19 protein-coding genes, 1 tRNA gene and 2 pseudogenes are annotated in these 21,755 nt (G+C 59.6%); 13 read left to right on the top strand and 9 right to left on the bottom strand.

The genetic code is table 11. The features are described from left to right. Positions 1-115 precede the first annotated feature (115 nt). On the bottom strand, positions 116-589 hold the full coding sequence (locus E0L37_RS13950; RefSeq protein ID WP_166643073.1) for a HAMP domain-containing protein: 474 nt from the start codon (positions 587-589) through the stop codon (positions 116-118). Positions 590-617: 28 nt separating this feature from the next. Next, entirely contained in the window at positions 618-749 is a 132-nt protein-coding gene (locus E0L37_RS21865) for a hypothetical protein (RefSeq protein ID WP_255433155.1), read from the bottom strand. 638 nt (positions 750-1,387) lie between these two features. Here E0L37_RS21865 and E0L37_RS13945 point away from each other — a divergent pair. The 8 genes from E0L37_RS13945 to E0L37_RS13910 are packed head-to-tail and all read left to right on the top strand — an operon-like array spanning position 1,388 to position 10,044. Next, positions 1,388-3,022, top strand: a complete 1,635-nt coding sequence (locus E0L37_RS13945) for a long-chain fatty acid--CoA ligase (RefSeq protein ID WP_133492330.1) — start codon at positions 1,388-1,390, stop codon at positions 3,020-3,022. Positions 3,023-3,032: 10 nt separating this feature from the next. After that, a complete protein-coding gene (locus E0L37_RS13940; RefSeq protein WP_133492329.1) occupies positions 3,033-4,754 on the top strand; it encodes an acyl-CoA dehydrogenase in 1,722 nt (573 codons plus the stop codon). 5 nt (positions 4,755-4,759) lie between these two features. Beyond that, a complete protein-coding gene (locus E0L37_RS13935; RefSeq protein ID WP_133492328.1) occupies positions 4,760-5,974 on the top strand; it encodes an ABC transporter substrate-binding protein in 1,215 nt (404 codons plus the stop codon). Between the two features lie 49 nt (positions 5,975-6,023). Further along, positions 6,024-6,788, top strand: a complete 765-nt coding sequence (locus E0L37_RS13930) for an ABC transporter ATP-binding protein (RefSeq protein ID WP_370450548.1) — start codon at positions 6,024-6,026, stop codon at positions 6,786-6,788. Beyond that, positions 6,781-7,485, top strand: a complete 705-nt coding sequence (locus E0L37_RS13925; protein WP_133492326.1) for an ABC transporter ATP-binding protein — start codon at positions 6,781-6,783, stop codon at positions 7,483-7,485. The genes E0L37_RS13930 and E0L37_RS13925 overlap by 8 nt, the downstream gene beginning before the upstream one ends. 1 nt (position 7,486) lies before the next feature. After that, positions 7,487-8,368, top strand: coding sequence for a branched-chain amino acid ABC transporter permease (locus E0L37_RS13920; protein ID WP_133492325.1), 882 nt, complete (start codon positions 7,487-7,489; stop codon positions 8,366-8,368). 10 nt (positions 8,369-8,378) lie between these two features. Beyond that, positions 8,379-9,332, top strand: a complete 954-nt coding sequence (locus E0L37_RS13915; protein WP_133492324.1) for a branched-chain amino acid ABC transporter permease — start codon at positions 8,379-8,381, stop codon at positions 9,330-9,332. Between the two features lie 31 nt (positions 9,333-9,363). After that, the gene (locus E0L37_RS13910) at positions 9,364-10,044 is read left to right on the top strand and encodes a TetR/AcrR family transcriptional regulator (RefSeq protein ID WP_133492323.1); all 681 of its coding nucleotides are present in this window, start codon (positions 9,364-9,366) and stop codon (positions 10,042-10,044) included. A gap of 170 nt (positions 10,045-10,214) precedes the next feature. Here E0L37_RS13910 and E0L37_RS21925 read toward each other — a convergent pair. Beyond that, positions 10,215-10,310, bottom strand: a pseudogene (locus tag E0L37_RS21925) (transposase domain-containing protein); the annotation flags it as partial. Between the two features lie 74 nt (positions 10,311-10,384). Here E0L37_RS21925 and E0L37_RS13900 point away from each other — a divergent pair. After that, positions 10,385-11,494: pseudogene (locus E0L37_RS13900) on the top strand (IS3 family transposase). Positions 11,495-11,619: 125 nt separating this feature from the next. Here E0L37_RS13900 and E0L37_RS13895 read toward each other — a convergent pair. From E0L37_RS13895 to lptF, 3 genes are all read right to left on the bottom strand, one after another. After that, positions 11,620-11,706, bottom strand: a tRNA-Leu gene (locus tag E0L37_RS13895). A 91-nt stretch (positions 11,707-11,797) separates the two neighbouring features. Then, the gene (gene lptG, locus E0L37_RS13890; RefSeq protein ID WP_133492322.1) at positions 11,798-12,859 is read right to left on the bottom strand and encodes an LPS export ABC transporter permease LptG; all 1,062 of its coding nucleotides are present in this window, start codon (positions 12,857-12,859) and stop codon (positions 11,798-11,800) included. Beyond that, complete coding sequence (gene lptF / locus E0L37_RS13885; RefSeq protein WP_236563956.1) at positions 12,856-14,004, bottom strand: LPS export ABC transporter permease LptF; 1,149 nt, start codon at positions 14,002-14,004, stop codon at positions 12,856-12,858. Before lptF ends, lptG begins: the two co-directional genes overlap by 4 nt. A gap of 18 nt (positions 14,005-14,022) precedes the next feature. On the opposite strand from lptF, the gene E0L37_RS13880 reads away from it, so the two are divergent. The 3 genes from E0L37_RS13880 (at position 14,023) to E0L37_RS13870 (ending at position 18,774) form a co-directional block, all read left to right on the top strand. Continuing rightward, entirely contained in the window at positions 14,023-15,498 is a 1,476-nt protein-coding gene (locus tag E0L37_RS13880; protein WP_133492321.1) for a leucyl aminopeptidase, read from the top strand. 4 nt (positions 15,499-15,502) lie between these two features. After that, complete coding sequence (locus tag E0L37_RS13875) at positions 15,503-15,919, top strand: DNA polymerase III subunit chi (RefSeq protein WP_133492320.1); 417 nt, start codon at positions 15,503-15,505, stop codon at positions 15,917-15,919. Between the two features lie 62 nt (positions 15,920-15,981). Further along, a complete protein-coding gene (locus tag E0L37_RS13870) occupies positions 15,982-18,774 on the top strand; it encodes a valine--tRNA ligase (protein ID WP_133492319.1) in 2,793 nt (930 codons plus the stop codon). A gap of 14 nt (positions 18,775-18,788) precedes the next feature. On the opposite strand, the gene E0L37_RS13865 is transcribed toward E0L37_RS13870, so the two are convergent. Both E0L37_RS13865 and E0L37_RS13860 read right to left on the bottom strand, forming a co-directional pair. Next, on the bottom strand, positions 18,789-19,472 hold the full coding sequence (locus E0L37_RS13865) for a TetR/AcrR family transcriptional regulator (protein ID WP_133492318.1): 684 nt from the start codon (positions 19,470-19,472) through the stop codon (positions 18,789-18,791). A gap of 76 nt (positions 19,473-19,548) precedes the next feature. Next, positions 19,549-19,761, bottom strand: a complete 213-nt coding sequence (locus tag E0L37_RS13860) for a DUF2061 domain-containing protein (RefSeq protein WP_133492317.1) — start codon at positions 19,759-19,761, stop codon at positions 19,549-19,551. A 207-nt stretch (positions 19,762-19,968) separates the two neighbouring features. On the opposite strand from E0L37_RS13860, the gene yegS reads away from it, so the two are divergent. After that, positions 19,969-20,877 carry a lipid kinase YegS gene (yegS, locus tag E0L37_RS13855; RefSeq protein ID WP_133492316.1) on the top strand — a complete coding sequence of 303 codons (909 nt, stop codon included), beginning with the start codon at positions 19,969-19,971 and terminating at the stop codon, positions 20,875-20,877. On the opposite strand, the gene E0L37_RS13850 is transcribed toward yegS, so the two are convergent. Then, complete coding sequence (locus tag E0L37_RS13850; protein ID WP_133492315.1) at positions 20,878-21,270, bottom strand: DUF2721 domain-containing protein; 393 nt, start codon at positions 21,268-21,270, stop codon at positions 20,878-20,880. Positions 21,271-21,755: the final 485 nt, after the last annotated feature.

The following is a 21,755-nucleotide window of genomic DNA, read 5'->3' as shown; positions in this document are numbered from 1 at the left end:
AGATTCAGAAACTGAGGCGCAAGCTGCAGCGAGTGGAGGAAGAGAAAGAAATATTAAAAAAGGTTCATCGCGCTTTGGCGGGAAGTCTCGCTCCAGCCGGGGCGCGGCTCAGGGCTCAAGGCCCTTCCGGGAACGCCGCAATTACGTCCCTCAGGGCTTGACGCATCTTGCGGATGGCGCAGATAAGACGGCCAGTTTCATCGCGGCTTTCGCTGCTGATCTCGGTGTCCCAGTCGCCGTCGGCGATGCTGTCGGCGGCGCTGACCGCGTCTTCCAGCAGCCGGGTGATGGTACGGGTGACGCGCAGAGCGATCAGCCCCAGCAGCGCGAAGGCTAGGCTACCCAGAGCGAGGCCGATAAGCTGGGGGCCTTGGTTGTCTTCCCGCCTGGCGTTCAGTGTCTCGCGAAAGCTGCGGTAACGTTCCTGTTCGAACTCATTGTGCGCCTGCTCGTAAACCCCTTCCAGGCGCCGCATTCGGTCGAATTCATCAGCGCCTACGGCCATCGATACCGGGCCGCCGATCGCCGCCCGGGCGAGCGCCTCACCGATGCTCCTGTAGCGAACAAAGGCGGTGCGCAGCCAATCCACGGGCCCATCGAGTCCCGGGTCCAGCCCCTCATTCCAGGAACCGGTCGGAACGCTCCCGGGCTTCCTCCGGCGAATCCACCTCCGCCCAGGACACGGCGGCGTTGACGGCATGGCTGATCGCCCGGAATTCCACATTATTGGCGTTGACCAGCTCCAACACTGGAAAATCGTGGTTCCCACCCGTTCAAGGTAGTGGATATTGACTTGCGCGATGTAGTAGCTGAAAAAAATAGGCGAGAAAAAGCAAGATGCTCAGCGCCGCGACGGAAAGAATTTTCAGCCGCACGGACAGATTGTTCAGCCAGCTCATCGATGTGCCCCCAATGCACGCGCCCTAGGTGCTAATTATTTGCTTACGGCCCCAGCAATAGAACTAAAGCACCAGAAGCTCCTGGCGGAGCCAAGGCGCGATCCGCGGTGGGTGCCCTCGCCCACCCAATTATAGGAGGGTGGGCCCGGCCTGGCAGGTGGTCACGCCGATACTGGCAAGCCCGTCACCACGAACCCACCTAAGAATAAAGACTGAGCCCGAGAACACCGTCTCCGGCCCGCTCCACCGGCGGGCCGGGCCACTTGCCTTTCGGTCGGAACTGAACTAGCCTTCGATATATTAAACACTTGTAATATATATTGACCGTTTGTTCACTTAGCGCCAAGGCATGCTCGAAACCGAGCCCGCCCGAGCCAACAGCGGTCCGGCGAAAAAAAAGAGCAAGGATTGTCACGAGGTCGCACCCAAGCCTGGGCGGCTTTTTCGCATACAACACAAAAAGCACAAATAACAATCGGGAGTCTGTCATGCTTTACGGCCGGATGATGCAAGACCAATTGACGATCACCGGGGTCCTCCAGCACGCGCAGCGGTTCCATGCTGGCTCGGAAATCGTCTCCAGAACATCGGATAATAAAGTTCACCACCTTCGCTACGAGCAGTTCTATCGCCGCGTCTGTCAGTTAGCCAATGCCCTGGTGAAGGCCGGCGTCAGGTCCGGTGACCGCATCGCGACACTTGCCTGGAACGACCACCGCCATCTGGAAATCTACTACGCCTCTTCCTGTATCGGCGCGGTCTGCCACACCATCAATCCACGCCTTTTCGATGAGCAACTGACCTTTATCGCCAACGATGCGGAGGACAGATTCCTTTTCTTCGATCCCCAGTTCCATGACAAGGTGATGGAACTCAAGCACACCTTCGAGACCGTAGAACGTTACATCGTGCTCTGCGAAGACGAGCCGGAAGCAGCGGCGGGTAACGGTCCGGAGACCTATGAATCCTTCATCGCCGATGAAGCCGCGAGCTTCGACTGGCCCGAGCTCGACGAAAACCAGGCCAGCGCGCTTTGCTACACCTCCGGTACCACCGGCAACCCCAAGGGCGTCCTGTTCAGTCATCGCTCGACCCTTATCCATGCCCTTTCCGTGAGCGGCGGCGACTGGCTCTGTGTGCGCCAGAGGGACAGTATTCTGCCCGTGGTCCCCATGTTCCACGCCAATGCCTGGGGCATCCCCTACGCGGCCTTGATGAACGGCGCCAAACTGGTCCTGCCCGGTTACGCGCTGGACGGTCCCAGCCTGCATGGCCTGCTCAACGATGAGCGAGTGACCCTGATGGCCGGCGTGCCCACCGTATGGCTCGGTCTGCTCGACTACCTCAATCGCAACGAACTGTCGATCAACAGCGTCGAGCGCATGATGGTCGGCGGCTCCGCCGCGCCCATGGCGATCATCCATCAGTTCGAGGAAAGGTACGACGTACGAGTCATGCACGGCTGGGGAATGACCGAGCTGAGCCCGGTGGGCACTCTGGGGGCCTTGAAAAACCACCAGGCCAGCCTGCCTCCGCAGGAGCGTTACCAATTACAGGCCCTGCAAGGCCGCCCTCTGTTTGGCGTGGATTTGCGCATTGTCGACGAGGCCGGCCATGTTCTGCCCCACGACGGCCGGGCTATCGGCGCCTTGCAGGTGAAGGGGCCCTGGGTCGTGGGCAGCTATTACAAGGACACCTCGCCGGAATCCTTTACTGAGGACGGCTGGTTCGAAACCGGTGATGTGGCCGCCATCGATCCGGAAGGCTACTTGATCATCACCGACCGGACCAAGGATGTGATCAAGTCCGGCGGTGAATGGATCAGCTCCATCGAGCTGGAGAACATCGCCGTGGGCCACCCGAGCGTGGCGGAAGCCGCGTGCATCTCCATTAAGCACAGCAAATGGGGAGAGCGCCCGGTAGTGTGCGTGGTTCTCAAGGAAGATGCGGAGGCCAATCCGGACGATATCAAGGCGATCTATGAAGGACAGGTGGCCCGGTGGTGCATTCCCGACGAAATCATCGTGGTGGATGACTTGCCGCATACGGCAACCGGGAAATTGTCCAAGTTGGAGCTGCGTCGCAGGTTCGAGGGTTATTCCCTGAAAACCGACCAGGCGTGAGGCCACCGGCATGGACAAACAACACGAACGCGACTTTATTGTCCGACGGGTTCTGAATCGCGACAGCCTGGAGCGCGTCTGCGCGGCGAAACAGGTGGAGGTCTCCGACCTTACCGGTATCGCCGCGCACTTCGACGTCTCAATGGCTCCAACCATCGGCGCTCTCAACCCACTTCTCGACCAGCAGGGCGCGACTCTGGACCAGGGCGCGGTGCGGCTTCCGGAGGCGATGCAGCCAGTCTACCGGAGCTTCTGCGGCCATGGCTGGAATGGTCTGGCCTGTGGCCCGGCATTCGGGGGCGAGGGCCTGCCCCATCTTTGTCATGCTTTTCTGCGCGAGACCCTGAATGGCAAGAGCCTCGCCTTTGGGCTTTTGCACGATCTGAACTTCAGCTTCTACAAGGCTCTTCACCGGCATGGTTGCGATGAGCTTAAAGCACGCTTTCTGGAAAAAGTAGTGGCCGGCCAATGCACGGCCACCATGTGCCTCACCGAGCCCAACTGCGGCACAGACCTGAGCCTGATCCAGACCACCGCCAGGCGAGATCCACAAGAGCGGCTTTGGCGGCTCTCCGGCAACAAGATTTTCATCACCTGGGGCGACCACGATCTCACCGACAACATCGTCCATCTGGTGCTGGCCAGATCCGGGGAGCGCGGCAGTGGTCTGGCGGGCCTGAGTCTTTTCCTGGTCCCGAAATGGCTCGAAGAGAACGGCTCCAGGCGGCCCAACCAGGTTCAAACCCTGGGTATCGAGAACAAAATGGGCATCCATGGCTCACCTACCTGTTCCCTGGCTTTCGATGGCTCCGAGGGCTGGCTGGTGGGCAACGAGGGTGACGGTCTCTCGTGCATGTTCACCATGATGAACGCAGCACGGATCTCGGTGGGGCTGCAGGGCCTGGGGATCGCGCAGGAAGCCTTCGAAAAGGCCCTCGCCTATGCCGGCGAGCGTCGGCAGGGCAAGGCTGCGTGGCAGCGGGCCGCGCTTCCCCGGCCACCCCACCCCATCATACAGCATCCGGATATCCAGCGCCGTTTCATGGACATGGAAGCACGCATCACCGCCGCCAGAGTACTGGTCTACGATGCCTGCCTGCTGCTTGATCTCGCCGATGTGACCGAGTGTGAGCGCGAAGCCGATGACGTCCAGGCACGCCTTGGGTTCTATACACCGGTTTTAAAGTACGCCCTCTCCGAGCTGGGCTGGGGTGTCGCCAATGAATGTATGCAAATACTCGGCGGCCATGGCTATGTGCATGAAAATGGTATCGAGCAACTTGCCAGGGACATCCGCATCGCCTCCATCTATGAAGGCACCAACGCGATCCAGGCCAGGGATCTGGTCCAGCGCAAGCTTCTCAAACAATGTGCCCGGTTCGAGGAAATCCTTGATGCCGTGGCCGCCAGTGCGTTGCGCCTGGGCCGGTTCGCGGACTTCCCGATGCAGGCCAGAGCCCTGATCGACCTGAACGGCAGGATCAAAAACGCGGCATCAATTCTCATCGAACGAATGGAGAACGACGACCGGGATGTCAGCGCGGATTTCTGTGGCTTCCTCGAGGCGTTCTACCTGTTGCTCAGCGGCTCCGCCTGGGCCCGTCTGCTCACCGCCGCCAATGATGACGGAGAGTCCCCGCTCCACCAGAACAAAATCAGAATCGGACGCTTCTTTTTCGACCGGATTCTACCGGAAGCGGACCTGCCGATAACAATAATCGAAACGAGGTAACGACCATGAAAACGAAGAGCATACTGAAAATCGCGGCGATTGCCCTGGCGACCAGCGGCACCTGCGTCGCGCAAACCAATCCGGCGGTGTCCGAAAACGCGGTCAGAATCGGCGTTCTCAACGATATGTCCGGAGTCTACGCGCCCGCCGCCGGAGCCGGTTCCCTGGAAGCAGCCCGGATGGCTGCCGAGGACTTCGGCGGGCGGGTGCTTGGCGCGCCCATCGAGATTATCGGCGCGGATCATCAGAACAAACCGGATGTTGGCACCGCCGTCGCCAACCGCTGGTTCGACCGCGAAGGCGTCGACGCCATTGTTGATTTGCCCAACTCTTCCATTGCTCTTGCGGTGCAGGAAATTGGCAGAGAGAAAGGCAAGATCATCATCGGTGGCGGCGCGGCCACGGCAAGGCTGACCGGGGAGAACTGCTCACCGACCGGCATTCACTATATCTACGACACCTATTCCATGGCCAAGGCCTCCGCGCTGGCGATCACGGAAAACATCGGGAAGAAAGTATACTTCATCACCGTTGATTACACCTTTGGCCAACAGCTCCAAGACGCCATCACCCACTTCGTGAAGCAGAACGGCGGCCAGGTCATCGGGTCCGTCAAGCACCCGCTGGGTGCCAACGACTTCTCTTCCTACATCATGCAGGCCATGTCCTCGAACGCGGATGTCGTCGTGTTCGCAAGTGCCGCCGGCGACGCCGCCAACGCTATCAAGACGGCGAAGGAATTCGGTCTTCAGCAATCCGGCAAAAGCGCTTTCGCCCCACTCGTCATGATCCCGGACATTAAAGGTATTGGCGCCGGGATTGCCGCCGGCACCATGCTCATCTCTCCTTTTTACTGGAACAAAAGCGAACAGAGCGCGGCCTGGTCCAAGCGCTATTTCGAACGCATGGACGCCATGCCCTCAATGGCCCAGGCCGGCGCTTACTCCTATACCACTCACTACCTGAAGGCGGTTGAGAAGGCCGGCACGGATGAGGGGATCAAGGTCGCACGGGCCATGAAGGAGCTGCCGGTCAACGACTGGTTCGCCGAAGGATACATTCGCCGGGACGGTCGGATGATTCATGACCAGTATCTGGTGAAGGTTAAATCCCCGGAGGACGCCGATCATCCCTGGGACCTCTTTGAGCTGGTGGAAACCATCCCCGGCGAAGAAGCCTTCCGTCCGCTCGATGAGGGTAACTGCCGCCTCATCCGGTAACCCCCCACGGTCAGGGGGCGCCGCCCCCTCCGTCACCCACCTCAGGGTTATAAAGATGAACGACTATGTTCTGTCAACACGCAAGCTGACGAAGCGCTTTCACGGTTTCTGCGCGATCTCCGACGTGGATATCAACGTTCGCGAAGGCGCCGTTCACGCTCTGATCGGCCCGAACGGGGCGGGCAAAAGCACCTGTTTCAATCTGATTACAAGGTTTCTGACGCCCTCCAGTGGACGAATCTATTACCGGGGAGAGGATATCACCTCCCTGAGAGCGGCCGAGGTCGCCGGCAGGGGCATGGTACGCTCCTTCCAGATTTCATCGATCTTCCCCGAACTGAGCTGTATCGAGAACGTTGAAATCGCCATTCAGAAACGGGAGGGCCTGTCCTTCAACTTCTGGCGTCATCAGCGCGCGCTCCAGGCCCACCGCGACGAGACCATGGACCTGCTGGCCTGCACCCGGCTCGCGGCAGAGGCCGGGCAGCGGGCCGGCAGTCTTCCCTATGGCAAACGCCGGGCGTTGGAAATCGCCACTACTCTCGCCATGAACCCCTCCGTGCTGTTGCTCGATGAGCCCATGGCCGGCCTGGGACGAGAGGATATCGCCGCGATCTCGGATCTGATCAAGGAAATCAGGCAGGGGCGGACCATCGTGATGGTAGAGCACAACCTCGACGTGGTCCGCTCCCTGTCGGACACCGTCACGGTACTGGAAGCCGGCCAGGTCATCTGCCAGGGCGTTTATGAAGAAGTCTCCACCAATCCACGGGTGATGGAAGCCTACCTGGGCGCGGGTGACGACGATGAATAAGGCGGTCCTCGAAGTCTCCCGGTTGAACGCCGGTTACAGTGAAATCAATGTGCTGAAAGACGTGTCGCTGACCGTCAAAGAGCATGAAGTCGTCACCTTGCTGGGTCGCAACGGAGCGGGAAAAACCACCACGCTCAAGGCCATGGCCGGGCTGCTTGATGATTACGAAGGCCACATCCGGTTTTTCGGCGAGCCGATCACAAAGCTGCCGGCATACCGGATCGGGCGTAAAGGTCTTGGCTATTGCCCGGAAGAGCGCGGTATTTTTTCAAGCCTTACCGTGCGGGAGAACCTGACCCTGCCACCCCGGACCGGAGACGCGGCCTGGTCGCTGGACGCCATTTACCAGCTGTTTCCCAAACTCAAGGACCGTGGCGGCAGCATCGGCACGAAACTGTCTGGTGGTGAGCAGCAGATGCTGGCCATCGCCCGCCTTCTTTACTCCGGTGCCCGGCTTCTGCTGCTGGACGAACCCACGGAAGGGCTTGCCCCGGTAATCGTCAAGCAGATCGGCCGGTTGCTGTTGGAACTGAAAGCCAAGGGCCTGACGGTGGTCCTGGTCGAGCAGAATTTCAACTTCGCCCTGAAAGTCTCGGACCGCTTCTATGTGCTGGATCAAGGCGAGGTGGTGGCTTCATTCGACCGCGAGTACGCCCTGCGAAACAAAGAACAGATAAACTCTATGCTGGGAGTCTGACATGTTCGAGATAGTAGGCATTTCATCCCAGGCCTTGCTGGGGCAGCTCGTTCTGGGCCTGGTCAATGGCTCTTTCTACGCCATGCTCAGCCTCGGTCTCGCGCTGATTTTCGGCATGCTGCATATCATCAACTTCGCCCACGGGGCTTTCTACATGCTGGGAAGCTTCGCCACCTGGCTGCTGATGCAGTGGCTGGGCGTGAATTACTGGCTGGCTTTGGTGCTGGCGCCGCTGATGGTTGGTGTGCTCGGGGTTATGCTTGAGAAAGCGTTCATTTCCCGGCTGTATTCCCTTAATCATCTGTTCGGCCTGCTTTTCACATTTGGCCTGGCGCTGTTCATCGAAGGCACCATGCATGAAATCTTAGGTGGCATTTCCAAGCCTTACAGCGTACCAGAGGCGCTTCAGGGAGCGCTTAACCTGGGCTTCATGTACCTCCCCACTTACCGGGGCTGGGTGATTGTCTTTTCACTGGCTGTATGCCTGACGACCTGGTTCGTGGTGGAGAAGACAAAACTCGGGTCCTACCTGCGCGCGGCCACGGAGAATCCCGCCCTGGTCGAGCAATTCGGTATCAATGTGCCCTTGCTGATCACCCTCACCTACGGTGCCGGGGTAGCCCTGGCGGCACTCTCCGGCGTGTTGGCGGCACCGCTTTATCAGGTTAACCCGCACATGGGTGTAAACCTGATGATCACCGTGTTCGCGGTGGTGGTGATCGGTGGCATGGGTTCCCTTGGCGGCGCGATCATCACCGGATTCATGCTTGGCATCGCCGAGGGGCTGACCAAGGTTTTCTATCCCCCGGCTTCGAATCTCGTGATCTTCGTGGTAATGGCCCTTGTGCTGGTGGCCCGCCCCAATGGTCTGTTCGGAAAATGAGTGCTGTCCTATGATTTCTCCCAGAAAAACCCAGGCTATCTGGGCCGGCGCCCTCGCCGCCGCGATCATCATGCCCTTCTTCGTGTACCCGGTGGTGCTGATGAACGTGCTGGTCTTCATGCTGTTCGCGTGCGCCTTCAACCTGATGCTCGGCTTTGGCGGGCTGCTTTCCTTCGGCCATGCCGCCTTCTTCGGCTCCGCCGCCTATGTGGCGGGTTACGCCGCCAAGGAATGGGGGCTCACCTTTGAGTTGGCGGTGGCTTGCGGCGTATTGATCGCTTTGTTTCTCGGCTGGCTCTTTGCCCTGGTCGCCGTGCGCAGCAAGGGCATCTACTTTGCCATGATCACTCTGGCTCTCAGCCAGATGGTCTACTACATCGCCTTGCAGACCCCCTTCACCGGCGGTGAGGACGGCATTCAGTCCATCCCCAGGCCCCCGCTCCTCGGGGTCATCGACATTTCCTCGAATCTGGCTCTTTCCTATACCATCCTGGCCATCTTCACTCTCGCCATGCTTGCTCTGGTGCGTATTTCCCGAAGTCCCTTCGGCCAGTCCCTCAAAGCCATCCGGGACAATGAGGACCGTGCCGTTTCACTGGGCTACAACGTCGTCAGATACAAGCAGATGGCTTTTGTCATTTCCGCCGGTTTCAGCGGCCTGGCGGGCTCCCTCAAGGTCTTCGTATTCGGGATAGCGACCTTGACGGACGTCTCCTGGTTGCTTTCCGGTGAAGTGGTGTTAATGGCATTGCTTGGCGGGCTTGGTATCATGTGGGCCCCCGCGCTTGGCGCCCTGATCGTCGTTGCCATGCAGTACCTTTTGGCGCCCTATGGCGCCTGGGTGACCATCATTCAGGGGCTTATCTTCATGGGTTGCGTTTTGCTGTTCCGCGAAGGCATCGTCGGAATGGTTCGCGATCTCTTGAGCCGGCGCCGGACGAACCTTAAAACCTTCCCGAACTGAGTCTACAAGACACCTGAAACGGACGCAGAGCATGAGCAAGACCCAGCCAACAACCACAAAAGGCCGACGCAGATCCTGGGGCGGAGGCGTCCAGACTCTTGAAGAGCAACGGGAAGCGCGAGAGAAAATCCTGCTCGAAACCGCCGCCAAGCTTTTCAACCGCTACGGGTTCCATGGCACCAGTCTGAGCATGCTCACCGAGGAGCTGGGGCTCACCAAGGGTGCTCTTTATCATTATGTGAAGGATAAAGGCGACCTGCTTTATAAAATTCATATCAAGTCCGCCGAGGCCACCAGCAAGGCGGTAAAAGGTGGCATCGAGGAAGGTACTAACGGCTTTGAGCGTGTGCGCGCCATCGTCCGCCTCTACCTGACGTCCGTCACCCGGTCACAGATCGAGACCTTCCTCTATCTGGAAGACGGTGCCTTGAGTGAAGAGCAGGCGGTGGAGGTGCGCGCGCTACGGAGAAATCTTGAACACAGCCTCAGAGAGCAGGTCCAGTATGGCATCGACGATGGCTCCATCGCCCCCTGTGACCCGGCGCTCGCCACCTTCACCCTGATTGGCGCCATGGCGTGGGTGTCCAAGTGGTACAAACGCGATGGGCCCTGGACCTCCCAACAACTTGCCGAAGGCATGGCTGAGCTGCTCGGTCGCATGCTCCGTACTGGCAATACTCCTTCGCTTCCGTTGAGCCTGCGGGACACTTGAGCGCCGCCCAGGTGAAAGCGGGCCACCCGGGGTTTGAACCGCCCCGTGTTTTGAGGAGGCTCCAGCATCTGAGAGAATGGAGCCATGAACAAGTAAAACGAGTTTTCCCCCGAGGTTCGAGAGCGTGCGGTACGGTTGGTGCAGGGTAAGCGTCCGCCGAACCCGCCTTGTCAGGAGGCCTGCGTCCAGTTGTGAGACAGGAGTTCGTTGATGGCGCTGTTCTTTTGCGTCGGCAATCGGGTCAGCACATCCTTCAGATAGGCGAAGGCGTAAGCTCCCCCACTAGGTAGACCACTCCGAAGTGGAAATTTGGCACAATGAGCCAATGAGGAGAGGTCCCATGAAACGATCCCGATTCACGGAAACCCAGATCGTGTCGATCCTGAACGAGGCGGAGGCGGGCTTGCCGGTGAAAGAGGTCTGCCGTAAGCACGGCATCAGTTCGGCCTGTTATTACCAGTGGAAATCGAAGTACGGTGGCCTGGGCGCCTCGGAGTTGAAGCGCCTCAAGGAGCTGGAGGCGGAGAACGCCAAGCTGAAACGGCTGTATGCCGACATGGCGTTGGAAAACAGCGCCATGAAGGATCTGATCGAAAAGAAGCTCTAAGACCGCCCGAGAAGCGCGAAGCGGTGCGTTATCTGACTGAAGAACACCGGCTCTCGGTGCGAGCCGCTTGCCGGTGCACCGGCCTGCCCCGGGCGGCTTGGTACAAACCCGTGACGGACTGGCGCGAGCGCGATCAAACAGTGATTGACGCGCTTTCGGAACTGGCGGAATCGAAGCCGGGCCTGGGGTTCTGGAAGCTGTTTCGACGGCTTCGACGGCAGGGCCACGGGTGGAATCACAAACGGGTTTATCGGGTGTATTGCCGGCTGGGCCTGAACCGGCGGCGCCGCACGAAGCAACGACTGCCCCAACGCGATCCCTTGCCGTTATTCGTTCCGACTCAGCCGAATCAGGTCTGGTCGGTGGATTTTATGAGCGACGGCCTGTACAGCAGCCTCCGGTTCCGCACGTTCAACGTGCTGGACGACTTCAACCGGGAGGCCCTTGCGATTGAAATTGATACGTCTCTGCCCAGCCGGCGGCTGGTGCGCGTGTTCGAGCAGCTAAAGGCAGAGCGTGGGCTGCCGAACATCCTGAGAACCGACAATGGCCCGGAATTCCTGGGTGAAGTGTTCACCGAGTGGTGCCGATATAAAGGTTCTTCTGGATTACATCGAGCCCGGCAAGCCGAACCAGAATGCGTATATTGAGCGCTTCAACCGCAGTTACCGGCAAGAGGTACTGGATACTTGGCTGTTCCGCGATTTGGACGAGGTCCGGGAAATCAGCTGGGCCTGGATGCTAGAATACAACGAAGAATGCGATCACGACAGCCTGGGCGGGCTCACACCCGCCGAGGCCCTACACCAAGCCCAGAGTTCTACTTTTTCAGTGTCTACTTGACGGGGAAGCTTACGGTAGGAACGCACGATAGCGCCAAAACATCGCAGGCAAAAGAAAGCCGGGGAGGATGAGTCCCCGGCGGCAAATTGCCAAGATTTAGAGGTGTCTTGGCGCACCTACGAATTTGGTACCAGAGGCCGGACTTGAACCGGCACGCCCGCGAAGGCAACGGATTTTGAATCCGTCGTGTCTACCAATTCCACCACTCTGGCAAGGGATGGCGACAACCTGCATCAAGTCGTCGGCCGGCGAGTATACCAATCTCGCCGGACAATGCCAGCCATTATGCCGTGGATATGGTGGTTACCGCACTCGTAACAATAACCAGACGCCCAGTATCAGACAGAGCACCGGAGGCAGGCCGGCGGCGAGCAGCGGCTCGGTGCGGAACACCAGGGACAAATGACCGAAGAACTGTTGCCCGTAATGGAAAATCAGGCCGGCCACAACCCCGGCGGCCACCCGCAGCCCCATGGTCACTTCCCGCAACGGGCCGAAGACAAAGGAAATGGCGATCAGCACCATGCCGATGGTGGCGGCGGGCATCAGCAGCTTCTGCCAGAATGACAACATGTAGTCCGCCGTTTCCAGCCCCTGCCGCTTCAGATAGGAAGCGTACTCCAGCAGCTTGGCCATCCCCAACCGGGCCGGGTCCAGCACCACGATACTGAGCAATTGCGGTTTGAGGCTGGTCTCCCAGATGCCATGCTCCTCACGGTATGTCTCGGTGCGCTCCCCCTGAAAGCGGGTCCCCTGCACACCTTCCAGAGCCCAGGAATCCCCCTGGTAGATGGCCCGCGCCACATACAGACTTTCCGCCAGTTTGTGCTCCTCGTCGAAGCGGTAGCGGGTCAGGCCGTACAGCACGCCGTTGGGTTGCACCGCGTTAATGTGGATGAACTCATCCCCTTCGCGGTGCCAATAGCCGTATTTGCTGCGAATGGTTTCACCGCCGCCTTCCTGCAACGAGCGATTACTCTGCGCCACCTGCTCCGAGTATGGAGCCAGGTATTCCCCCACCGGCACCGACAGCAGCATCAGGAAGATCACCGGCCGCAGTACCATCCAGGCGATTCGCAGGGTGGAGATGCCCGCGGCACGGATCACCGCCAGTTCGCCGTTGTTGGCCATCAGCCCGAGGCCGATCAGGGTGCCCAGCAGAATCGCCAGCGGCAGGTATTCGTTGAAACGGCGCGGCACCGTGGTGAGCACGAATTGCAACGCCTGCAGCGCCTGATAGCCGCCACGCAGAAACTCCAGTTCGTACACGAAGCTGAACAAGCAGTCCAGGGCGATGATAATGGCGACAATGGCCAGCGACGGAATCAAAACTACCCGCCAGAAATAGCCTCTCAGCAATTTCATGAGTGCCTCCCGCGGCGCCACAACCGATCACCGTAATAAAGGAAGAACACCGCCACCGCCGCTAGCGCGTGGATCCAGATCATCGAGTAATACCAGGGTCGCTCGCCGCCGCTGTCCGCCATCCAGCTTCGCATGGTGAGCAGCAGGCCGACGTACAGCATGTACCCCAGCACCGCCGGAATCATTCGCAGGAAACGTCCCTGACGCGGGTTCACCTTGGCCAACGGGATAGCCGCAAGGCACATGATCGGGACCGTCAATACCAGTGACCAGCGCCATTGCAGCTCGGCCACCGCCTGACTGTCGTTCGGGCTCTCCAGCAATTCACCAGTGGTGCGCCCTCTTACCTTGGGCGGCCGGCTCGAGGTGTTTTCACTGCCGATACGGACCCGTGCCTTCTCGAACGCGACTTCCTGATAATCCGCGTCACCGGGTTTGCCCTGGTATTGGTAGCCGTCGCGCAACTCCAGGTAGTTGATACCGTTCTCATCCTGCACCAACCGCCCGGTATGGGCCCAGACGGTGAGTACGCGCCCGGCCTGGGAATCATCGAACCGGGCATCGGCGACGAACACGTTCTCCAGATAACCGTCCTCGCGATTGAGGCTCTCGGCATAGGTGGCACGCTGACTGCCGTCCGAACCGCGCACCAGGAACCGCCCCGGTGTCAGCAGTTCCAGCACCGAACGCCCTTTTTGCTCCTCGAAGATACGGTTGACTTCGGCATCGCCCCGAGGCGTGACGTACAGTGAAAACAGCGCCACCACGCTGACCGCCACCAATATCGGCGCCACCAGCGAGCGGACGATGCGGCCGTGCCCCTGGCCACCGGCCTGCAACACCACCATCTCGTTGTCCATGTGCATACGTCCCAGCACTAGCAACAAAGAGATGTACAAACTCAACGGCAAAATCATTTGCAGGAATTCCGGCAACCGGAACGCCATCACCAGAAACAGAGCGTCCGCCGCGATCTGACCGGCGGCGGCCTCTGCCAAATACTTGATAAAGCGACCACTGACCAGCACCATCACCAAAATGAAGGTCACCAGCACCGTGGTCACGAATACCTGACGATTTATGTAGCGGTGTAGTATCAACGTTGGTCCCGCCCGCACCTGTTCCATCTTTGCAGTGTGCGGCATTGTAACTCAGGAGAGAGCATGGAGTACGCAATTAGCCACTCGGCCCTGCCGAAACTGAAAGCAGATTGTCTGGTTCTGCCACTCGGTAGCGCTTCCACCCTACCGGAAGCCCTGCCCGATGAGACCCGCGCATCGGTGCAGGCGTTCATCAAAGCCGGGGATTTTTCCGGCAAACAGGGTCAGGTCAGCTGGTTGCACAATCCACCGGGCGTCGCAGCCCGCCGTTTGCTGCTGGTGGGCTGCGGTGACAAGACCGAACTCGACGGCCAGGCTTGGCAGCGTTTGGTCACTGGCGCCACCAGGCAATTGCTCGCTTCTCCGGTGAAACAAGCAGTGTTGATGCTGAACACCGTCAAGGTTGCCCGTGAACTGGGCTGGCGGGTACGAGAAGGAGCCCGGGTAGCGGAAGAAGCCTGCTATCGGTTCGACGACTACCGCAGCAAACCGGCCCAGGCTGCCACCCTGCGTAAGCTGACATTCTGGCACGCGCAACGCGATGCCGCCCTGCGCCAGGCCCTCAAGCAAGGCCGGGCCGTGGCCGCCGGCACCGCTCTGGCACGCGATCTGGGCAATATGCCCCCCAATGACTGCTATCCGGAATATCTGGCCGAGCGCGCCAAGGCGTTGGGTAAGGAATACGACAAGCTGACGGTGAAGATCGTCACTCAGGCCCAGGCGGAGAAGATGGGCATGGGGGCTTTCCACGCGGTGGCCAAGGGCAGCACCCGGGAAGGGTGCCTCATCGTGATGGAGTACAAAGGCGCCGCCGGCAAGCCGGTGTCCCTGGTTGGCAAGGGGATCACCTTCGATACCGGCGGCATCTCCCTGAAACCGGGCGCCAACATGGACGAAATGAAATACGACATGGGCGGCGCGGCAAGCGTTTTCGGTACCGTCAAAACCGTCTGTGAGCTGGGCCTGCCTATCCATCTCGTGGCCGTGGTGGCCGCGGCGGAAAACATGCCCGACGGCGGCGCCACCCGTCCCGGCGATATCGTCAAAACGCTGTCCGGACAAACCGTGGAAATCCTCAACACCGACGCCGAAGGCCGCCTGGTGCTGTGCGACGCCCTCACCTATGTGCAGCAGAAGTACAAGCCGCACACCGTCATCGACATCGCCACTCTCACCGGCGCCTGCGTGGTCGCGCTGGGCAGTCATGCCCAAGCGGTGTACGCCAACGACGATGTGCTGCGCGAGTCACTGCTGGAGGCGGGCCAGGATACCGGCGACCGGGGCTGGCCGATGCCGCTGTGGGAGGACTACCAAAGCCAGTTGGACAGCCCCTTCGCCGACATGCAGAACATCGGCGGCCCGAAGGGCGGCTCGATCACCGCGGCCTGTTTCCTGCATCGTTTTGCCCGGGACGTGAATTGGGCGCATCTGGACATCGCCGGCACCGCCTGGATCAGCGGCGGCAAGGACAAAGGGGCCACCGGCCGTCCGGTACCGATGCTGACCCGCTATCTGATCAATCTGGCCGGCAAGGGCTGAGACATTGACCGAGGTTTTGTTTTACATCACCGAGCAAGCCGGAACGGGGGTGCGTGACGCCCTCGCCTGGCGCATCGCGGAAAAGGCCTGGCGCCAGGGGCGCCAGATCTACGTCCACTGCCAGGACGAGCCCCATGCCCAGGCGTTGGATCAGCAATTCTGGGCGCAACCCGCTTCGGGCTTCCTGCCCCATTCCCTGCTCGGGGAGGGCCCGGCACCGGTGGTGCTGGGCTTTGGCGACGACCCGGGCAGTCACCACGACGTGCTGATCAATCTGGCGGCGGCGGTACCGGATTTCGTCACCCGCTTTGAACGGGCCGCCGAGATGATCACCGGCGACCCGCGGCAGCGCGAGGGCGGCCGTGAGCGGTTCCGTTTTTATCGGGAAAGGGGCTTTCCACTGAAAACCCACAACCTCTGACGGCAGGCCCCGGTTCCGGTATAATCCGCCTTTCGTTTTTGCGATGAAAGACAGCGGAGATCATGGACAAGACCTACCAACCCGATCGTATCGAGCAGGCCTGGTACAACACCTGGGAGGATGCGGGCTATTTCCGCCCTTCCGGCCAGGGTGATGCCTATTCCATCATGATCCCGCCGCCCAATGTGACCGGCAGTCTGCATATGGGCCACGCGTTCCAGGACACCATCATGGACACCCTGATCCGGTTCCGCCGGATGCAGGGACGCAACACGCTGTGGCAGGTGGGCTCCGACCACGCCGGCATCGCCACTCAAATGGTGGTGGAACGGCGTCTGGCCGCCGAGGGCAAGAACCGCCACGATCTCGGCCGCGATGCTTTCATCGAGAAAATCTGGGAATGGAAGGCGGAGTCCGGCGGCACCATCACCCGCCAATTGCGCCGCATGGGCGCCAGTGTCGACTGGACCCGTGAGCGCTTCACCATGGACGAAGGCCTGTCCAACGCGGTACGCGAAGTGTTCGTGCGCCTCTATGAGGAAGGCCTGATCTACCGGGGCAAACGTCTGGTGAACTGGGACCCGGCCCTGCATACCGCCATCTCCGATCTGGAAGTGGAAAACAAGGAAGAGCAGGGTCATCTGTGGCACTTCCGCTACCCGCTCTCCGATGGCTCCGGCCATCTGGTGGTGGCCACCACCCGCCCGGAAACCATGCTCGGCGATACCGCCGTGGCGGTGCACCCGGAGGATCCGCGCTACAAGGACCTGGTTGGCCAGACCATCCGCTTGCCGCTGGCCGACCGCGAGATTCCAATCATCGCCGACGACTACGTGGATCCGGACTTCGGCTCCGGCTGCGTGAAGATCACCCCGGCCCACGACTTCAACGACTATGAAATGGGCAAACGGCACGATCTGCCGATGATCAATATCCTCACCATCGACGCCCACCTCAACGACCAGGTGCCGGAAGCCTATCGCGGCCTGGATCGATACGAGGCGCGCAAGAAAGTGGTGGATGACCTGGATGTCCTGGGCCTGCTGGAAAAAGTTGACGATCACACGCTGCAAGTACCGCGCGGCGATCGTTCCGGCGTGGTCATTGAGCCCTATCTCACCGATCAATGGTTCGTGGCGGTGGAAAGCCTGGCCAAACCGGCCATCACGGCGGTGGAAAATGGCGATATCCAGTTCGTGCCAAAGAACTACGAGAACATGTACTTTTCCTGGATGCGTGACCTGCAGGACTGGTGCATTTCCCGGCAGCTGTGGTGGGGACATCGCATCCCCGCCTGGTACGACGAGGACGGCAATGTCTATGTGGGACGCAGCGAGGAGGAAGTCCGCGCCGCCCATGATCTCGATGATCGCCTGCTCAGCCAGGACGAGGATGTACTGGATACCTGGTTCAGTTCCGCGTTGTGGACATTCTCCACCCTGGGCTGGCCGGAGCAGACCGAGGAATTGAGCACCTTCCATCCCAGCAGCGTGCTGGTTACCGGTTTCGACATCATTTTCTTCTGGGTCGCGCGGATGATCATGATGACGCTGAAGTTCACCGGTGAGGTGCCCTTCAAAAAGGTCTACGTGCACGGCCTGGTACGGGATGCCGAAGGCCAGAAGATGTCCAAGTCCAAGGGCAATGTGCTCGATCCGCTGGATTTGATCGATGGCATCGATCTGGACAGTCTGGTGGAGAAACGCACCCGCGGGCTGATGCAGCCACAGAAAGAAAAGCAGATCGGCAAACGTACCCGGGCGGAATTCCCCGAAGGCATCAACAGCTACGGTACCGATGCGCTGCGTTTCACCTTCTTGTCGCTGGCCTCCACCGGCCGTGACATCAAGTGGGACATGGGCCGCATCGAAGGCTACCGTAACTTCTGCAACAAGATCTGGAACGCGGCCCGTTATGTGATGATGAACACCGAGGGCCAGGACTGTGCTATCGATGCAACGGAGGGCGAAACCACCTTGTCACTGGCGGACCGCTGGATCATCTCCGCTTTGCAGCGGGCCGAGCGCGAAGTGACCGAGGCGCTGGATCAGTTCCGTTTCGATGTCGCCTCCCACGCCGCTTATGAATTCATCTGGAACGAGTACTGCGACTGGTATCTGGAATTGTCCAAGCCGGTGCTCTACAGCGACGATTATTCTGAAGCGGAAAAGCGCGGTACCCGCCGCACCCTGGTGCGGGTACTGGAAGCGATTTTGCGTCTGGCGCATCCGTTCATGCCCTTCATTACCGAGGAAATCTGGCAGAAGGTGGCACCGCTGGCCGGCAAGGCACCCGCCGCGGGCGGGAAGGAGAAGGACTCCACCATCATGCTGCAACCCTACCCCCGGCCCGAACAGGACAAGGTGGATGAGCAAGCGGAGCAGGATATCGAGTGGATCAAGGCGGTGATCACCGCGATCCGCAACATCCGCGGCGAAATGCGCATTCCTCCCAGCCGCACTCTGGATGTGTACCTGCACAACGGCAAGGACGAAGACCTGCGTCGCCTGCAAGCCAACCACAACTTCCTCTGCCGCCTGGCCAGGTTGGACAGCATCAACTGGCTCAACGCCGACGATTCCGCGCCGGCCTCCGCCACCAGCCTGGTCGGCGACATGGAAATCCTGGTGCCGATGGCTGGTCTGATCGACAAGGACGCGGAAATCGACCGCCTCACCAAGGAGGTGGACAAACTGCGCAAGGAAGTGGGGCGCGCGGAAGGCAAACTGAAAAACCCGGCCTTTGTCGACAAGGCGCCGGAAGCCGTGGTCGCCAAGGAGAAAGCCAAACTCGACGACTACCGCTCCCAGCTCGCCCGTCTGGAAGAGCAATTGGAGAAGATCAAGTACCTGTAACAGCCGGTGCCGGGTCAGGGCTGCCGCTTCAGCGTCCCTGGAGTGGCCTCCTGGCCCAGGATCACCGATTCCGCGATCCCGATCATGGTGCGCTGGCAAAGATGCAGGCGCTCCTCACTGAACTCCCCGCCCTCAAAAACATATAGCGAATAGCTTTCCAGAATCCACAGCATGGTCCGCATCACCAGGGGGTCGAAATCGCGGCCGGTAAGCCGATTGATTTCGGCGGTGAGCACTTCCGCGGCGATGGTCTGAGCGCGGTCCCGGTGCGGCGCCAACGCCGAATTGGAGCTGCGCGCTTCCTCCATCATCAACTTGATCACAGGCCCCATGCTGATGTGGTAATCAAAGTAGACTTTGGTGGTGTTATGGATGATTTGCTGCACTGAGCGGGCCTGGCGCATTTCATGATGGAAATGCAGCAGCATATTGTCGATGAAGATGCGGTAGATATTCTCCAACACATCTACCTTGTTACGGAAGTACTTATAGAAAGTGCGCCGTGACACCTTCGCCGCACTCAACAGATGTTGCACCGTGGTGCGCTCCACACCGCGCAGGGCGAATACCTGCACGGAATGAATCAGAATTTCCGCCCGCGCCGGCGAGCGGGAGCCCCCTTCGTCCTCGGCATGAGCGTCCAGCACCTGATTAACCACCTGGCGGATGGCGTCCAGATCATCCCCTTGATTCCACACAGTAACTTATCCTTTGTTTTTGTTTACCGGGGCGTAGCTTAAACCAAGCCCCGGAACCCAGTAAACAAAGGGTCTATCAAGCAGCCAGAGCGGCCGTTTCCTCTTCCCGAGGGGCCCGGCGGCGCTGCCAGCGTTTCCAGATCTTCTCGTGGAAGTGGTAGGCCACCGTATTCACACAAGGTTCCACCAACGCCGTGGCGCCACCAATGCGCCAGTCACCAGTCATGGCCCACACCACAAGAAACGCAACACTGATATGCATAATGCCGAAACTGAATGTCTTCACCATGGGACACCTCCACCATCATTTGTATATGATAACCATTCTCATAAATGAAAAAAGGAAGATGATGTTATTTTCCCAATAGCTTTAAGCTATTGACGGGCAGGCGTCATGGTGAGACCCACGGTTCCGTCTAAACCAATCTGGAATAGAATGAGTGGCGGGCCATCCGGCGATCCGGTGGCTGTTTTTTGTCCATTGCAAGGAGTGCCCATGGCAAGCGCTAGAGCGGTTTTGATCCTTCACGGTAAACAAGCCACCAATGATGAGGTGCGTCAGGCGGTCTTGGCCCGTCGTGAACAAGGATACCAACTTGATGTTCGGGTCACCTGGGAAGGCGGAGACGCCGAAAGGTATGTAGAGGAAGCATTGAAAGCCGGTTACGACACCGTCATCGCCGGTGGTGGCGATGGTTCGGTGCGCGACATCACCGATGCTCTGATGAAAAACGGCGGCGGGGCCAATCTGGCCATTCTACCGCTCGGAACCGCCAACGACTTCGCCACCGCCGCGAACATTCCCGTGCCTCCGGAGGATGCGCTGGCGCTGCTTGATCTGCCCGCTAGCGCCATCGATGTGCTCGAAGTCAACGGCCATTACTTTCTCAATATGGCCACCGGTGGCTTCGGCACGGAAGTGACCACGGAAACCTCGGAGGAGTTGAAATCCATGCTCGGTGGTGCCGCCTACCTGCTCACTGGTCTCACCCGCTTTACCGAGATCCGGACCGCGCAGGGCCACTTCCAGGGCCAGGACTTTGAATGGGAAGGCGAGTTCATGGCCCTCGGGGTCGGTAACGGCCGGCAGGCGGGAGGTGGCCAGAAGTTGTGTCCGGACGCCATGATTAACGACGGTCTGATGGATGTGGCCATCCTGCCAGCACAGATGGATCTGATGTCCGGACTCCGGGGCCTATTCAGTTCCGGCAACGGCACCAACGGAAACGGTGACCAGGAAGGCCTGTTCGTCCGCGCTCGCCTGGCGTCGATGGAAATCCGCACCCCCGAAGCAATGTATCTGAATTTGGATGGCGAGCCGCTGGAAGACACCCGCTTTGATATAAAGGTACATGCTGGCGCGCTCCGGGTTCACCTGCCCCCCGACACGTCATTGCTTTCGTAATCAGGGTTTGGGACGTCGCAGCGCCTCCAACTGCACATTAAGCGCATTGGTGGAAATAAGAACTTCCCAAAGCGAGAAGATCAACGACAGTGACAGGCTGATCAGACTGGCTCCGAACAGCACCACCCCCGGCATGTCCTGATGCAGATAGAGCGCGAACATCGACAGTGTGCACAGAAGAAAACTGAGCACCCCGGCCACCTGCATTCGCTGGGTCAACACCACTCGCCTGTGCAACAACTCAATCTGACGCGTGGCGATTTCCTCGTGGTGCGTCTTTTCCTCATCCGCCAGCTTGCGAATCAACTGCGCCAAAACCAGGAAGCGGTTGGTGTAAGCCAGCAATAGCAACGAAATGGCGGGGAAGAGAAGCGCGGGCGTGGTCAGAGACATGAGCGACTCTTTGTAGTTGTCATGGAATTTACTTTAACGGATCCGCGGGAAATCCGTCAGCCTTCCCGGGCTGGCACGAAAATCCCAGTCAGCCGGCTTTGGATCAGGCGAGTTGTAGCGAAAGAAGGCGCACGGCAAAACGCCCTGTCAGGTAGCCTGACAGGGCGTTTTGTATTTAAGAGCCCTTGTGCCCTCTGGGTATGACGATGACCTACTTAGGTCACGAGCCGTGCTCGTGATCGCTTCGCGATGCCTACGGCGCCTCCGCCTGGCACCTTCGGTGCATAGGCGGTTTTATGCCCTCGGGTACACATGGGCCCAAAAGTAGGGTAAGCGTCCGGCGACCCCATCTTGAGTCGACGGTTGCGGCCTTCAAGATAGTGTCCACTTATTTCTTAGTGGACACTATCGATGGACCCGTTAAGCGTATCTCAGCCCCAACCTCAACCGCGACGTCGCCGTCACTTCTCCCGTGAGTTCAAGGC

Source organism: Alcanivorax sp. 24 (assembly GCF_004360225.1).
Taxonomy (GTDB): Bacteria; Pseudomonadota; Gammaproteobacteria; order Pseudomonadales; family Alcanivoracaceae; genus Alloalcanivorax; species Alloalcanivorax xiamenensis.
The sequence above is the reverse complement of the archived record's forward strand: the minus strand, read 5'-3'. Positions and strand labels throughout refer to the sequence as shown.